Annotated in this window: 13 protein-coding genes; 9 read left to right on the forward strand and 4 right to left on the reverse strand. The window is 58.6% G+C overall.

The genetic code is table 11. From position 1 onward, the window contains the following. Nucleotides 1-210 (forward strand): hypothetical protein (locus I2D41_RS10065; protein WP_229042236.1); only part of this gene is annotated, 210 nt, incomplete at its 5' end. Nucleotides 211-335: 125 nt separating this feature from the next. On the opposite strand, the gene pdxT is transcribed toward I2D41_RS10065, so the two are convergent. Together pdxT and pdxS are read right to left on the reverse strand one after the other, a co-directional pair. Beyond that, nucleotides 336-923 carry a pyridoxal 5'-phosphate synthase glutaminase subunit PdxT gene (gene pdxT / locus I2D41_RS06895; protein ID WP_195364014.1) on the reverse strand — a complete coding sequence of 196 codons (588 nt, stop codon included), beginning with the start codon at nt 921-923 and terminating at the stop codon, nt 336-338. 20 nt (nt 924-943) lie between these two features. Beyond that, nucleotides 944-1,834 (reverse strand): pyridoxal 5'-phosphate synthase lyase subunit PdxS, encoded by an 891-nt coding sequence (pdxS, locus tag I2D41_RS06900; protein WP_195364015.1) that lies wholly within the window; start codon nt 1,832-1,834, stop codon nt 944-946. Nucleotides 1,835-1,979: 145 nt separating this feature from the next. Between pdxS and pdxR the strand changes: the two genes are divergently transcribed. Both pdxR and I2D41_RS06910 read left to right on the forward strand, forming a co-directional pair. After that, a complete protein-coding gene (gene pdxR, locus I2D41_RS06905) occupies nt 1,980-3,416 on the forward strand; it encodes a MocR-like pyridoxine biosynthesis transcription factor PdxR (RefSeq protein WP_195364016.1) in 1,437 nt (478 codons plus the stop codon). A gap of 541 nt (nt 3,417-3,957) precedes the next feature. Continuing rightward, entirely contained in the window at nt 3,958-4,839 is an 882-nt protein-coding gene (locus I2D41_RS06910; RefSeq protein WP_195364017.1) for a hypothetical protein, read from the forward strand. Nucleotides 4,840-5,080: 241 nt separating this feature from the next. Here the strand turns inward: I2D41_RS06910 and I2D41_RS06915 are convergent, their stop codons facing one another. Next, nucleotides 5,081-5,641 carry a ferritin family protein gene (locus tag I2D41_RS06915; protein ID WP_229042238.1) on the reverse strand — a complete coding sequence of 187 codons (561 nt, stop codon included), beginning with the start codon at nt 5,639-5,641 and terminating at the stop codon, nt 5,081-5,083. A 256-nt stretch (nt 5,642-5,897) separates the two neighbouring features. Here I2D41_RS06915 and I2D41_RS06920 point away from each other — a divergent pair, with 256 nt between their 5' ends. The 6 genes from I2D41_RS06920 to I2D41_RS06945 all read left to right on the forward strand — a co-directional run bounded on the left by I2D41_RS06920 (nt 5,898) and on the right by I2D41_RS06945 (nt 11,966). Continuing rightward, nucleotides 5,898-7,118, forward strand: coding sequence for an iron-containing alcohol dehydrogenase (locus tag I2D41_RS06920; RefSeq protein WP_195364018.1), 1,221 nt, complete (start codon nt 5,898-5,900; stop codon nt 7,116-7,118). 8 nt (nt 7,119-7,126) lie between these two features. Beyond that, nucleotides 7,127-8,506: an aldehyde dehydrogenase gene (locus I2D41_RS06925; protein WP_195364019.1), complete on the forward strand. Its 1,380-nt coding sequence runs from the start codon at nt 7,127-7,129 to the stop codon at nt 8,504-8,506. Between the two features lie 425 nt (nt 8,507-8,931). Beyond that, nucleotides 8,932-9,258 (forward strand): HIRAN domain-containing protein, encoded by a 327-nt coding sequence (locus I2D41_RS06930; RefSeq protein ID WP_117655201.1) that lies wholly within the window; start codon nt 8,932-8,934, stop codon nt 9,256-9,258. A gap of 18 nt (nt 9,259-9,276) precedes the next feature. Continuing rightward, nucleotides 9,277-9,456, forward strand: a complete 180-nt coding sequence (locus tag I2D41_RS06935; RefSeq protein ID WP_195364020.1) for a hypothetical protein — start codon at nt 9,277-9,279, stop codon at nt 9,454-9,456. 66 nt (nt 9,457-9,522) lie between these two features. Next, the gene (locus I2D41_RS06940) at nt 9,523-10,068 is read left to right on the forward strand and encodes a metallophosphoesterase (RefSeq protein ID WP_195364021.1); all 546 of its coding nucleotides are present in this window, start codon (nt 9,523-9,525) and stop codon (nt 10,066-10,068) included. A 140-nt stretch (nt 10,069-10,208) separates the two neighbouring features. Continuing rightward, the gene (locus I2D41_RS06945) at nt 10,209-11,966 is read left to right on the forward strand and encodes a DUF2130 domain-containing protein (RefSeq protein WP_195364022.1); all 1,758 of its coding nucleotides are present in this window, start codon (nt 10,209-10,211) and stop codon (nt 11,964-11,966) included. 79 nt (nt 11,967-12,045) lie between these two features. Here the strand turns inward: I2D41_RS06945 and I2D41_RS06950 are convergent, their stop codons facing one another. Beyond that, nucleotides 12,046-14,727 (reverse strand): DEAD/DEAH box helicase, encoded by a 2,682-nt coding sequence (locus tag I2D41_RS06950; RefSeq protein ID WP_195364023.1) that lies wholly within the window; start codon nt 14,725-14,727, stop codon nt 12,046-12,048. Between the last annotated feature and the right edge of the window lie 230 nt (nt 14,728-14,957).

A 14,957-nucleotide genomic window follows, 5' to 3' on the forward strand; every position in this document is an offset into this window, starting at 1 on the left:
GGCATGACCAGAAGGTCTATGCCTTGCCTTTTTCATGCCAACTTGTTCGCCCTGGGCGGCGCTCGCTGGCGTTGCCAAAGCATCGGCGTTCCCATAGTCCAAATCTGCAAAAAAGGGATGCCAAAAAGGGGCAGGTTTATTTTGGTCGGTTTTATCTGGGCAAACGTGGTCGTCTATCGCAATGTAGTCGTTGGGGACGTTCTTGTTTGACTAGTCGTTTAAGAACGTCCCCAACGACTACATAGAACGAGAGTGGATAATCTCCCGGTATGAGCCCATATTCTTGCTCAAGGTGGGAGATTATCCACTCTCGTTTCGTTTGTTGATTTCGATGCCTACATTTGTAGGAACAGTTCGTGGAGGCGGGTGTCGTCGTCGAGTTCGGGATGGAAGGTGACACCGAGCTGGTTGCCCTGACGGGCGGCGACGATACGGCCGTCGACTTTCGCTAAGGCCTTGGCGTCGCCGTGGACCTCGACGATGCGGGGCGCGCGGATGAACGTCAGTGGCGCTTCACCGTCGATGCCGGATACCTGCCCCTTGGTTCGAAAGCTGCCGAGCTGCCTGCCGTAGGCATTGCGCTCGACAAGTACATCCATGGTTGCCAAACGCGGCGTGCCCTTATCGTCGTGGGCGGCAAGGTCGTGAGCCAGCAGAATCAGGCCGGCGCAGGTGCCCAGGACGGGCATGCCTTCAACGATACGGGCACGAAGCTCCTCGAGCATGCCCAACTCATCAAGCAGCTTCCCTTGAACGGTAGACTCGCCGCCGGGAAGTACCAGACGGTCAAAGTCCTGCTTCAAATCGGCTGCCTGCCTCAACTCAATACAACGTGTGCCCAGCTCGGACAGCCTCGCCTCGTGCTCGGCAAAAGCGCCTTGGACCGCCAGCACGGCGACCGTTTGGTCTGCATAATCGCTCATGTGTGATCCTTTCTGCTGGACTAGCGCCCGCGCTCCTCCATGATGATCTCGATCTCGTCGGCGTTGATGCCGACCATGGCCTCGCCCAGGTCCTCCGAAAGCTCGGCGATGAGTTTGGCGTCGGTAAAGTTAGCCACAGCCTTAACGATGGCGGCGGCGCGCTTGGCGGGGTCGCCGCTCTTAAAGATGCCCGAGCCGACAAAGACGCCCTCGGCACCCAGCTGCATCATCAGCGCAGCATCGGCCGGGGTTGCCACGCCGCCAGCGGCAAAGTTCACGACGGGAAGCTTTCCCGTGGCATGGACCTCGCGCACCAGCTCGACCGGAACCTGCAGTTGCTTGGCTGCCTCAAAGAGCTCGTCGTCGCGAAGGGCAACAACGTCGCGGATCTGCTTTTGGATCTTGCGCATGTGGCGCACGGCCTGAACGACGTCGCCCGTGCCCGGCTCGCCCTTGGTGCGAATCATCGTGGCGCCCTCGGCAACACGGCGCAGCGCCTCGCCCAGATCGCGGGCGCCGCAGACAAACGGGACGTCAAACTGGGTCTTGTCGATGTGATAGACGTCATCGGCAGGGGAGAGAACCTCGGACTCGTCGATGTAATCGATCTCGATAGCCTGCAGGACCTGCGCCTCGACAATGTGACCGATGCGGCACTTGGCCATGACGGGGATGGAGACGGCCTCTTGGATGCCCTTGATCATCTTGGGGTCGCTCATGCGCGAGACGCCGCCTGCGGCGCGGATGTCGGCCGGGATGCGCTCGAGTGCCATGACGGCGCAGGCGCCTGCCTCCTCGGCGATGCGTGCCTGCTCGGGCGTGGTGACGTCCATGATGACGCCGCCCTTGAGCATCTGCGCGAGTTCGCGATTGAGTTTGACGGGATCGGCCTTGCTGGTCTGTTCTGCCATGGTTGCTCCCTTGGTTGGCATGTGCATTGCTTGACGGAACATCCTATCGGGGAGCTGGGTATGGCAAAATACTCAGTTTTCGAGATAATAATAATGTCAGCCTAATACCAGATTGAACAGCTCGATAAGGTCAGGTGGCAAACTCATGCTTGACTACAATTTGGAAAAACGCGGCGAAGCATCGCTTTATGAGTATGTTTACCAGCAAATTCGAGATGATATTGTTGCTGGACGTATTGTGGCGGGGGAGCATCTTCCGTCTAAGCGCGCCTTTGCCAGTCATCTGGGAATCAGTGTCATTACCATCGAGAATGCATATAGCCAGTTACTTGCCGAGGGCTATATTTGCTCAATGCCGCGTCGTGGCTACTACGCTTGCAAGCTTCCGGATGCACCGGTTTTGCCTTTGGCTTCGCAGGGCATCGACCGAGATACCGTCTCTGTGGGCCTCAGCGCGCATGATGTCAACGGACAGGTCGAGCTGTTCGATGCACTTTCTCCTTCCGCTTTGGAGGCGGCGCGGCTTTGGCAAAGCGCACTACGGGCGACGCTGGCATCCGAAGATGAGCGCGAAATCTTTTCGCCCGCCCCGGCGCAGGGCACCGCTCGGCTGCGACGCGCAATTGCTCACCATCTGCGTGGGACAAGGGGCATGAATGTCGACCCCAACAACATTGTTATCGGTGCAGGCGCCCAGCTGCTCGATACCATGTTGGTTCAGTTGCTTGGCGCTGACAAGGTGTATGCCGTTGAGGACCCGGGCTATTTGCGTCTGACGCGCATCTATCAGGCTATGGGCTGCCAAGTACGACATATCCCGTTGGATGACGACGGCGTGGACCTGAGCGCTCTGCAGAAAACTGGGACCGATGTCCTTCATCTTATGCCGTCCCATCAGTATCCCACCGGTCTTGTGACGAGCATTGCGCGTCGCTATGCGCTGCTGAGCTGGGCCGCCGAGCGACCAGGTCGGTACCTCATCGAAGATGACTTTGATTGTGAGTTTCGCCTTGCCGGCAAGCCAGTTCCCGCGCTCGCGTCGATCGATGCCTCCCAGTCGGTTATCTACACCAACACGTTTTCGAAGAGCCTGTCATCGGCGTTGCGTCTAGCGTACATGGTGCTGCCCGATGAGCTAATGGAGCGGTTTAGGCGCAACCTTGGTTTTTACGCCTCGTCGGTGAGTTCTGTTGACCAGGTCGCTTTGGCTCGTTTGCTGGAATCGGGTGATTACGAGCGACATGTGAACCGCGTGCGCGTTCGTGCTCGCGAGGCGCGTGATGGCCTGGCGGCGCTTGTACGGAAGGCATTTCCGGCAGGGGAAGTCTCGATCGAACACGCAGACGCGGGCCTTTACTGCACCGTGGTTGCGGAGCGTGGAACGGGCGGAAGCACTATTGCACGGGCCCTCACGCGCTCGAGCATCCCTTTTATCGATATCGGTGACTGTTTTTGGTGTGCCGATGGCGCATCTGTCCCTGAAAACACAACTCAAATTCTTGTTCAGTATGACGATCTGAGTCCAAAAGTACTAACAACCTTGGAATTGCAGCTAATGGGGGGCACTCTGCAACCTAAGTGAGTAGACTTTTAGCACTTTGGCGACCAGGCAGTTTTGTAGCAAGCTATCTACCTGCGGTTTTGAAAAGCAGGATGACCGGCCTGCTCGGGATGTTCAAAAAAGTCTACTCACTTGCCGCGCAAAGCTCCTGCATGAGAAAAAATGGGGTTTTCAACAGGGCTTCGTCCAGCTCTCGGCAAGCTTTTGGCCAGTTGGGGAGGGCTGTTGAAAACTTGGCAGTCCGTTCGGCGCCATTTTTGGTGCGTTCGCGCCAATGCGTGACTGACTGGGTTGAAATTCGTGTTTTCCTGTGCCTATGAAGGATCTACTTTGTGACATATCGGCTTTTAGGTACTGGCGTTTGCCTCCTCAAGTCCGCGCTTTGTGTCCGCCGCTTCCACGACCGGAAGAAGACCGGCAGCGATATGATCTCGCCCGCAACCCGACGGCTGCGGTCGCGCTCGGTTTTCCGTTGTATACATTGGTTCGGACGAGAAACAAACGGACTTGTCCAGCCAGCATTAGGCAGCGGCTGTTTCTTGGTGAGCTTCCCAGGGAATCCGTGCTGGAAACGGAGCATGGGTTTTTGATTACGTCTCCTCTACTGACGGCATTCATCATGTCGCGGCACCTGACGGATCTCCAGCTTCTTTTGGTATTGGCGGAGATGTGTGGCTTGTTTGCGGTGTGCGCTCTGCCAGCGGCACTTGAGGCGGAGCTTTCGTGTGCAATTGATTCGGGCGCGATTTCGACAACGTTCGGTTGGGTGCGCTGCCCGTCCGAGGACGGCACCGCCTCAAATTTATGGCGTCGAGACGCTTTAGTTTTGGGCGGAGACCTTGACCGTTTTTGTTCAGATGTTTGCGGGATGCGTTACGGCAATAGATTTATGGCGGTATCGCAACTCGTTCCATTGGGTGCCGCGTCGCCTTTTGAGGTCGAGGCGTATTTGTTGCTTGGACTGCCGCGATCCCTGGGAGGCGAAGGGTTTTGCGGCATAGAGCTCAATGTTGAAGTGACGTTAAGCACAAGTGCTCGAGCGATTGTGAGAAAGTCCCGTGCGTATATCGATCTACTTCTGTCTTCGCCGGACGGCAGACGACAGGTGGCCATTGAATGTCAGGGAAAGGCCTCGCACGGGCGCGCAGGGGATGGCTTGCGCGATGCTGACCGCATGACGGCCCTTCAGGCCATGGGCTACGACGTGCTTCTCCTGACACACAGACAGATATCCGATGAGGATAGATTCCGCGCGATCGTTAAGGCCGTATACAGGATGCTTGATGCTGAATATCGTGATAAAAGCTCGGATGAGCAAAGGGCTGAGGCATTACTCCGGTCTGAATTATTCGTTGACTGGACAAAATTGGGGGTAATCGACGAAAAGATGCCCATTAGACACAAAACGGCTCGATCGTGGACGGTTGGGGAACTAAGTGAGTAGACTTTTAGCTTGATGGCGACCAGGCCGTTTTGCGACAAGTCATTTACCTGCGACTTTATAAAGCAATATGGATGGCGTGCTCGGCAAGTTCCAAAAAGTCTACTCACTTAGTTTTTGACGAGAAACCGATGCCGAAGGCGGTCCTATTTCAGGGCGTTAACGAGTCTTCGAGACGCAAAAAGGCCCGAACCAATACGGTCCGGGCCTCATCGAGCTAGAGGTTATGTCTCAGGCGGTTGGCTTAGCCAAAGTAGCGCTTGAGCAGGCCGGCGAAAGCCTTGCCGTGGCGGGCCTCGTCGCGAGCCATCTCGTGCACGGTGTCGTGGATGGCATCGAGGCCAGCGGCCTTGGCGCGCTTGGCAAGATCAGTCTTGCCGGCGGTGGCGCCGTTCTCGGCCTCAACGCGCATCTCGAGGTTCTTCTTGGTGGAGTCGGTCACGACCTCGCCCAGGAGCTCAGCGAACTTGGCGGCGTGCTCGGCCTCCTCGTGGGCAGCCTTCTCCCAGTACAGGCCGATCTCGGGATAGCCCTCGCGATGAGCGACACGAGCCATGGCCAGGTACATACCGACCTCGGAGCACTCACCCTCATAGTTGGCGCGCAGGTCGGCAACGATATCCTCGGAGACGCCCTCCATCTTGGCGACGCCCACGACGTGCTCAGCAGCCCACTCGAGCTGGCCCTCCTCCTGCTTCAGGAAACGAGAACCGGGAACGCCGCACTGGGGGCACTTAAAGTCCTCGGGCAGCTGGTCGCCGTCGAACTCTTCCACATAACCGCAAACGGGGCAAACAAACTTCATGATTCGATCCTTTCGATCGATGGCGATGGTGCGCTCGTCCGGTCCCGTGAGGGCCCTCTCCGGACGTGCGTCTTGACGGGTTCTATTATCCATAAATGCAACCAAATGTGAAGCCTATTAGGAATGATTTTTAATAAAACAATTTTGAGATATGAAGATGTTGATTGATTAACGATTGGCAGGTCGTCTTTGACCGCCGCTGAGTACAATCGGTCGAGCAAATGTTGACCAATCAACAAATGAGGGAGTTTCCTTTATGCATTTAGCCCGTCGCGCCTGGTGCCGAACGTATCAAACGGTTTTTCGCATCGCATTGCCGGTGCTACCCTATACCGAGCCACGCATTCTAGAGCACGCTGAGGATGTGCCCACAGTGCTTCAAAAGCGTTCGATACAGCGGGCTCTTATCGTGACGGATCCCGGCATTGCCCGTCTGGGGCTCACGGCACCGCTCGAGACAGCGCTCGCGTCCAAGGGAATTGGCGTTGCGGTCTATGCCAAAACATCAGCGAACCCCACGGTTTCAAACGTGGAAGAAGCGGCGTCCCTGTATCGCGAGAATGACTGCCGGGCCATTATCGGCTTTGGCGGTGGCTCGGCCATGGACTGTGCCAAGGGCGTGGGAGCACGCATCGCGCAGCCAAACAAGCCCATCAACAAGATGCGCGGCCTGCTGCGGATTCATCGTCGCCTGCCGCTTCTCATCGCCGTTCCCACCACGGCAGGTACGGGAAGCGAGGTCACGCTTGCGGCAGTAATTACCGATGACGAAACACACTACAAGTATCCCATTAACGACTTTGTGCTTATCCCGCGCTTTGCGGTGCACGACCCCGAGTTTACGCGCGGCCTGCCCGCCTCCATTACGGGGCAGACGGGCATGGACGCCCTGACGCATGCCGTCGAGGCCTTTATCGGGCGAAGCACCACGCCCTACACGCGCAAGATGGCGCGTCAGACGGTACAGCTCATCTGCGAAAATTTGCTCGAGGTCTATGAGCATTGCGACGACATGCGTGCACGCCGCAATATGCTTTCGGCGGCGTATAAGGCGGGCGTTGCGTTTACCCGCTCCTATGTTGGATACGTTCATGCCATCGCGCACAGTCTGGGCGGCCGATACGGAATTCCGCACGGTTTGGCCAACGCTATCATCCTGCCGCACATGCTTCGCGCTTATGGTGACGCTGCCGCCCCCAAGCTTGCCGATCTTGCTCGCATGGCGGGTATTGCGCCGGCTACCGCGCAGGACAGTCTGGCGGCCGAGGCCTTTATCGATTGGATCGATTGCATGAACGAGATCCTGGGAATCCCCAAATATGTCTCGGGCATTCGCCGCTCCGACATTCCCGAGATGGCGGCGCATGCCGATGCCGAGGCCAATCCGCTGTACCCCGTTCCGCTTTTGATGGACCGCCTGGAGCTCGAGCATATGTACGAGGTCGTCGCGGGTGGTATGTTTGAGGACGAGAACTAGGAGGGTCCATGAACACCGAGGAAATTGCGCGCATCGTCGGCGATCAGCGCACCTACTTTAAGACGCACGCTACGTTTGATGTCGATGCTCGACGTCGCGCGCTCGCGAGTTTACGCGATGCGGTGCGGGCCCACGAGGCCGATATCGCCCATGCGCTCAAGACCGATTTGGGAAAGTCGCATGACGAGGCCTATATGTGCGAGATCGGCACGTCGCTTTCCGAGATTCGACATCAGATCGCTTACGTGGCTCGATGGAGTCGTCCGCGCCTGCGTCCGTGCGATCTCGCTAACGCCGTGAGCGTGTGCAAAACGCAAGCCGTGCCCTATGGCGTCACGCTCATCATGGCTCCGTGGAACTACCCGTTTTTGCTGACGCTCGAGCCGCTCGCCGGCGCCCTTGCCGCGGGCAATACCGTGGTCATCAAGCCGAGTGCCTATGCTCCGGCATCGAGCACGGTGCTCAAGCAAATCTGCGAAGAGGCGTTTGACCCCCGTTTGGTGACGGTTGTCGAGGGCGGACGTGCCGAGAACGAGGCGCTGCTCGATGAGTGCTGGGACAAGATCTTCTTTACCGGTAGCGTTCCGGTCGGCAAGCTCGTCATGGAGCGCGCGAGCAAAAACCTCACGCCTGTGACGCTTGAACTGGGTGGCAAGAGCCCCTGTATCGTGGATGCCTCCGCAAACTTGAAGGTGGCAGCACGCCGTATCGCCTTTGGTAAGTGGCTCAACGTGGGGCAGACCTGCGTGGCGCCCGACTACCTGCTGGTCGATGCGCGCGTGCACGACGAGCTGCTGGACCTTATCAAGGAGGAGGCCCGCCGTATGTTTGGCGAGCATCCGCTCGATAACGAGGACTACGGGCATATCGTCAACGCCAAGCATTTTGCGCGTGCGCGCGGGCTGATCGATCCCGATAAGGTCGTGCTTGGAGGTACCGCGCGCGAGACGTCGCTCAAGATCGAGCCGACGATTTTGGACGGCGTGACCCCCGATGACGCCGTGATGCAGGAGGAGATTTTCGGCCCCATCTTGCCGGTGCTGACGTTTGAGAGCCTAGACGAGGCCGAAGCGTTTATTACGGATCGTCCAACGCCGCTGGCCCTGTATATCTTTAGCCAGGACCGTACGGTTCAACAGCGCTTTGTGCGCTACGTGCCCTTTGGCGGCGGCTGCGTCAACGACACCATCATGCACTTGGCTACGAGCCATATGGGCTTTGGCGGCATGGGCGCGAGCGGTATGGGGCAGTACCATGGCCGCGAGAGCTTCGATACGTTTAGCCACAAGAAGAGCATCGTGAACAAGGCAACCTGGCTGGACGTGCCGTTTCGGTATGCGCCCTACGCAAGCTGGAAGCACAAATTCGTGCGCATGTTTGTGCATTAGAAAAGGGCGCAGGTAATACGAACAAGTGTTCCTATTACCTGCATTTTGCGTTAGACTACTGTTATGGAGCACGGATGGGCCAACTCCCTTTAGAAGGGATTTGGTATGAACGTAAGCGATGTTATTTCGTTATTGGCGTTGTTGATTGCGGCTATCGAACTCGGTCTGTTTATCGGCCGAATGAAATAGCCGCCCCCGCGTAAGCGAAGACGGCCACTTCTCACGATGAAAACGTGTATCGGAGTTGGCAAGACCCGCGGCAACGGGTGCCATCCGTGTTCCTATCTTATCTGCAAGCGTTCTGTCGCGCAAGCGTTGAGGCAAACGATTGAAGGACGCAGACAGGATGTATTTGTGTCCGCACGGGACCGTAGACTTCTCAATAAGGTTACACACCGGTTTATCCGGCTGTTAGAGGAGCTGCTATGTACGAGCCTTCACGTGTTCTTCTGTCATTTCACATTGCAGGATTTCAGTATGCCGATGGCGCCTTGGTCCTGGGCGATCTTAAAGCGGGCGATAAGCTGACGCTGTGTGCCGAGCGCGATAATCCCCATGACCCTGAGGCGGTTGCGATCTATTACGGCAACACCAAGCTTGGCTATGTTCCGGGAAACGAGGTCGGCCCGCTGTCCTTGATGATGTATTACGGCCACGAGGACGTATTTGAGGCCCGCGTGCAACAGGTTGCCCCCGAACGCAGCCCGTGGCATCAGGTGCGCGTTGGCCTCTATGTGGTGGATGCTCGCTAATCGGTAAGGGAAGCTGCCATGTTTGACGACGATGACCTGTTCGATTTGACGGATGATCCGTTTGAATGGGATATGCTACTCGATGACGATGAGTTGGAGCAGGGCCGTAGGAAACGGCAGGACAAGAAAACTCAGGGTGACGCTTCGAAAAAGCAAGACAAGCGCCGCCGCGGACTGTTCGGCGGGCTCTTTGGCTAACCGCCGCATCGCTGTGTCTGTATACTTAGCACCAGTTTGACGCGTTGCGAAATGAGGGCATAGACGATGATGTGGTTTACCGCCGACCTACACCTGGGCGATACGAATATCTTGCACGATATGGATCGACCGTTTGATTCGGTCGAGGAGATGAACCGCAGGGTCACCGATGCCATTAATGAGTGCGTGGCGGCGGACGACCGTCTCTATATCTTGGGAGACTTTACCTATCGTTTGCCCCTAGCGGACGCCGTGCACCTGCGCGAGCGTATCGAATGCAAGAATGTGACGCTCATCTGCGGTAACCATGACGGCGACTGGGAAGATCCCGACGCCCCGCAAATTTGGGAAGACGTGCGCGATTACCAGGAGGTTGCTCCCGGCTATGCCAAGGGCCATCGTCTGGTGATGAGCCATTACCCCATGCTCAGCTGGAATGGTAAGGCGCGTGGTGCCATCATGCTACACGGGCATATCCACAGCAGAGGAGACCGCACCAACGTGCGCAATCGCGACCGCGAACGTCCTATCTTTCGCTACGATGTCGGCCTCGACGCCAACGAGTACAAGCCCGTAAGCCGCGACCAGATTCTTAGCTTCTTTGGGCTATAGGGCGCCAGAACCACCACAATAGGGATAGGCACCTTTGCGGTGGTTCCGGCGCCGTTGCCATTATGGCGGCGGCGCCTTTTTTGTCCGTGCAGCGCGGTAGAGTGTAGGCGGTTGAAATTTGCGTTCATCGAGGAGCTGCTATGAATGAGATCAAGTGCCCGCATTGTGGCGAAGTCTTTAAGGTCGATGCGTCTGGCTATGCGGATATTGTCAAGCAAGTGCGCGATGCCGAGTTTTCGCGCGACCTGGATGAGCGTGTGAAGGCAGTCCAGCGCGAGGGCGAGCAGGCGCTGGAGCTTGAGCGCTCGCGTTTGACGGCTGCCTTGCAAAAGGCAGAGTCTCAGCGCAACGCTCAGCTTATCGAGCAGAAGAACGCTGCAGCTCAACAGCTGGCACAAGAGGTTGCCAAGCGCGATGCTGAGCTTGCCGAGCTGCGCGCCAAGCTCGAGGGCGCTGCCGCAGAGCGCGAGAGTGCAAGCCAGCGCGCGGCGGTTGAGGCCCGTGCCGACGCTCAAAAGGAAAACGCCGAGCTTCAGCGAGAAATCGACAATTTGCGTGCGCAGCTGGAGCGCAAAGATGACGAAGCTAAGCTCGTCGAGTCGGCGGCGCGCAACGCTGCTCAAAACGATTTAGCTGCACGCGACGCTCAGATTGCCGAGCTGCAGGCCAGGCTTGCCGCGGCGGACAAGGCCCAGGAGATGGCGCTTGCCGCTGCCGCGGCAGAGTCGCAGCGTGAGCTCGATGCCGCTCGCAGCGAGGCCGAGCGCGCGCTTGCTGACTATCGCGCGAAGGTGCAAGAGAAGTTTTCCGCCGCAAAGGCTCAGTCCGAGCAAGAGGCCGAGGGCCTGCGTGCCCAGCTGCGCGAGCAGGAACTGATGGCAAAAATGAACCTGTCAGAGGCGGTCGCCGCGGCGGAGCGAGAGCGCGATGAGGCGCGTGCCAAACTGACGAGCGAGCTGGCGGTGCGCGATTCTCGCGAGGAACAGGTCAAGGCGGCGCATGAGCTCGAGCTCGCGCAGGCCAAGCGCGCGAGCGATGACCTGATTCGCTACAAGGACGAAGAGATTGAGCGTCTTAAGGACATGAAGGTACGCCTGTCCACCAAGATGGTGGGCGAGTCGCTCGAGCAGCACTGCGAGACCGAGTTCAATCGCCTGCGCATGACGGCGTTTCCCAACGCGTACTTCGAGAAAGATAACGATGCGTCCGAGGGTACCAAGGGCGACTTTATCTTCCGCGAGTGCGACGCAAGCGGCAACGAGGTCATTTCGATTATGTTCGAGATGAAAAACGAGAACGACGAGACCGCGACCAAGCATAAAAACGAGGACTTCTTTAAGAAACTCGATCACGATCGTCGCCAGAAAGGCTGTGAGTACGCGGTGCTCTGCACGCTGCTCGAGCCCGAGAGCGAGCTTTACAACGCGGGAATCGTGGACGTGAGCTATCGCTACGAGAAGATGTACGTGATTCGCCCGCAGTTCTTTATTCCCATGATCACGCTTCTTCGCAACGCCGCCATGGGTTCGCTTCGCTATAAGCAGGAGCTGGCGGAGTACAAACAGCAGAATATCGACGTCACGAACTTCGAAGCCAAGATGGAGAAGTTCAAGAACGATTTCGGCCGCAACTACGAGATCGCGAGCCGCAAGTTCCAAACGGCAATCGATGAGATCGACAAGACGATTAGCCATCTGCAGAAAACCAAGGAGGCGTTGCTGTCCTCCGAGAACAATCTGCGCCTGGCCAACAAGAAGGCCGATGATCTTACCATTCGCAAGCTCACGTGGGGCAACAAGACCATGAAGGCCGCCTTTGACGAGGCGCGCGGGGCTGCGCCGGAGACAAATGATGAGCCAGCCGAGGCAGATTCGTATGAGGTCGAGGATACCGAGTAGGGGATAGCGTATCGCGCAAAAGCGGGGCCGCTGGCGATGTTGCCAGCGACCCCGCTTCGTTTCGTTCCATTGTGCCCGGCTAGTCCTCGAGCAGGTCCTCGATAAAGCCGACGCGGTAGTTTTTGAAGATGACCTCGCCGCCGTCTTGCGTGGCGTCCAGATCGACATCGCCCATGATGCCAAAATCGTGGTCGCCATCCTCGTCGGCAAAGATCTGGTGCACGTGCCATACGTGTGCGGTCTTCTCGTCGGACTCGTCAATGGAAAACATCGCGGCGCTGCGGGCATCTCCGTCGGTGAGGATTTCCTCGTGCTGCTCGTGGTAAGCGTCGAGTGCTTTTTGCCAGCGGATCTCGCTCATGCCCCAGTCGTCGTCGAGCTCGCCTAGGTCGCGAACGTGCTCGCGGGCGGCAAGGGTCACGCGGCGGAAGAGCGCGTTGCGCACCAATAGCGTGCAGCCGCGACGGTCCGCCACGACCTCGTCGATGCCCTGCGGCGGCGCGGCGTCGAGTGCAGCGGGGTTGCCGGCGTTCTCCCACTCGTCCACCAGGCTCGAGTCCACCGAACGCACCACAAAGCCCAGCCACGAGATGATGTCGCGCAGGCGCTCGTCGCGCTTCTCGATCGGTACGGTGCGATCGAGGGAACGGTAGGACTCTGCCAGGTAGCGCAGCAAAATGCCCTCGGAGCGGGCGATGCCGAGCTTTTGAATGTAGCCCTTAAAATCGCTCGTGCTTTCCAGCATATCGCGCAGAACGCTCTTGGGAGAGAGCTGATAGTCGTTGGCCCAGGGCACTTCCTGGCAGTACTTGTCAAAAGCGGCGTCGAGCAAATCCTCGAGCGGCTTTTCGTACGTGACGTCTTGAATGCGCTCCAAGCGCTCCTCATATTCGACGCCGTCAGCCTTCATTTCTGCCATCGCGCGGTCGCGCGCGGCGCGCTCCTGTGCACGCAGCACCTGTTTGGGATCCTCGAGCGTTGCCTCGACCATCGAGATCAGATCCATGGTATAGGTCTCACTCTCGGGGTCGAGCAGCTCCAACGCGGCAAGCAAGAACGGCGAGAGCGGCTGATCGAGCGCGAAGTCCTCGGGCAGATCGACCGTCAGCGCATAGTCGATGTCCGGCGCGGCGTCAGTCGGGGCGTCGGGCGCGGGCGGCACCTCGGTGCGAACGACGACGCCGGAATCGATGAGCGTGGCGAAGATTTCGTCGGCGCGAACCTCGAGCTTAGCCTTTTCCTCGGGAGTCTGCAGGCTCGTCTCGATGAGGTCGTGTACGCGGGTTCGGGCATCGCCGCCCTGCTCGACCACGCTAATCACCATGGAGTGCGTGATGCGCAGGCGCGGCTTGAGCGTCTCGGGCTGCGTCTCGATCAGGCGCTCAAAGGTCTGCTTGTTCCAGGCGACAAAGCCCTCGGGGGCCTTTTTCTTTTTAATCTTACGGAGTTTTTTGGGGTCGTCGCCCGCTTTGGCCATAAGCTTGGCGTTTTCGATCTCGTGCTCCGGCGCCTCGGCAATTACCATACCCTCGGTGTCAAAGCCCGAGCGGCCGGCGCGACCGGCAATCTGGTGGAACTCGCGGGCGCGCAGACGACGCATCTTGTAACCGTCGAACTTGGTGAGCGCGGTGAGCACCACGGTGTGGATGGGCACGTTGATGCCGACGCCGAGCGTGTCGGTGCCGCAGATGACGGGCAGCAGGCCCTGCTGCGCCAGGCGCTCAACCAGTAGGCGATAGCGCGGCAGCATACCGGCGTGGTGCACGCCGACGCCGCAGCCGAGCAGGCGCTTGAGAATCTTGCCGAAGGCGGTGGAGAAACTCGTGCCTTTGGCAGCTTCCTTAATGGCCTCGCACTGCTCCTTGCTAGCGATGCCAAAGTTGGCAAGCGACTGTGCCGTGGCAAGCGCGGCGTCCTGACTAAAGTGCACGATGTAGAGTGGGGCCTCTCCGCGGCGCATGGCGAGCTCGACGGTGCCCTCGAGGGAGGTCGTCACATAGTCGTAGCTCAGCGGAACAGGGCGCGGGGCGTCGACAACCAGGTCGCAAGCAGCGCCGGTGTGCTCCTCGAGCGAGGCGGCGATCGCGGTGACATCGCCGAGCGTGGCGCTCATGAGCATGAATTGCGTGTGAGGCAGGGCGAGCAGTGGCACCTGCCAGGCCCAACCGCGATCGGGGTCGGCAAAGTAGTGGAACTCGTCCATGGCGACGCAGCCAACATCGGCATCTTCGCCCTCGCGCAGTGCGTCGTTGGCAAGGATTTCTGCCGTGCAACAGATGACGGGCGCCTTGGTGTTGATGTGCGTGTCGCCGGTGATCATGCCGACGTTATCGCGGCCGAGCACCTGCACAAGGTCGAAAAACTTCTCACTGACCAGAGCCTTGATAGGAGCCGTGTAGTAGCAGCGCTTGCCCTGCGCCATGCCCATAAAGAGCATTCCCAGCGCGACGAGCGATTTACCCGATCCGGTCGGTGTTCCCAAAATGACATGGTCACCGGCGGCTAGATCCATGAGGGCCTCTTCCTGGTGGTCCCACAGCTCAATACCGCGATCGCTCGTCCATTCAAAGAAACGTTCGAAGGCCTGATCGGGCGTGAGCCACGGTTCGGGCTCACTGCCATCCTCGGGCTCCCACCAGGTGGGGGAGAGCGCGCCGAGCGAACCGAACTCGGCTTCGGTTCCCGTGCCGCCCGAGAATGAGCTGGCGGCTCCGGCGCCGGAAACGGTGCTGGCGGTGGTGTCTGTCGTGGTCTGTGCCATGTGGTTGCTTTCTCTCGCGTTTGTCCGCCAACTATTATGGCGTAGCGTCGCATCGATGCGTTCGCAGGCAAGAAAATGCAGGAAATGGGCGTTCTGCCCAGCCGTTTGGTGCAGTTGCCAGCTAAGTGAGTAGACTTTTTGCAATATCGCGAGCACATGGCTTTTGCGCAAGGGCTCTACCTGCACTGATAATTGTTCTCGGGGGAAGCGGGCACTGCGGGGCGCGGCAA

The sequence above is a fragment of the Collinsella aerofaciens genome, assembly GCF_015552075.1.
Taxonomy (GTDB): domain Bacteria; phylum Actinomycetota; class Coriobacteriia; order Coriobacteriales; family Coriobacteriaceae; genus Collinsella; species Collinsella aerofaciens_Y.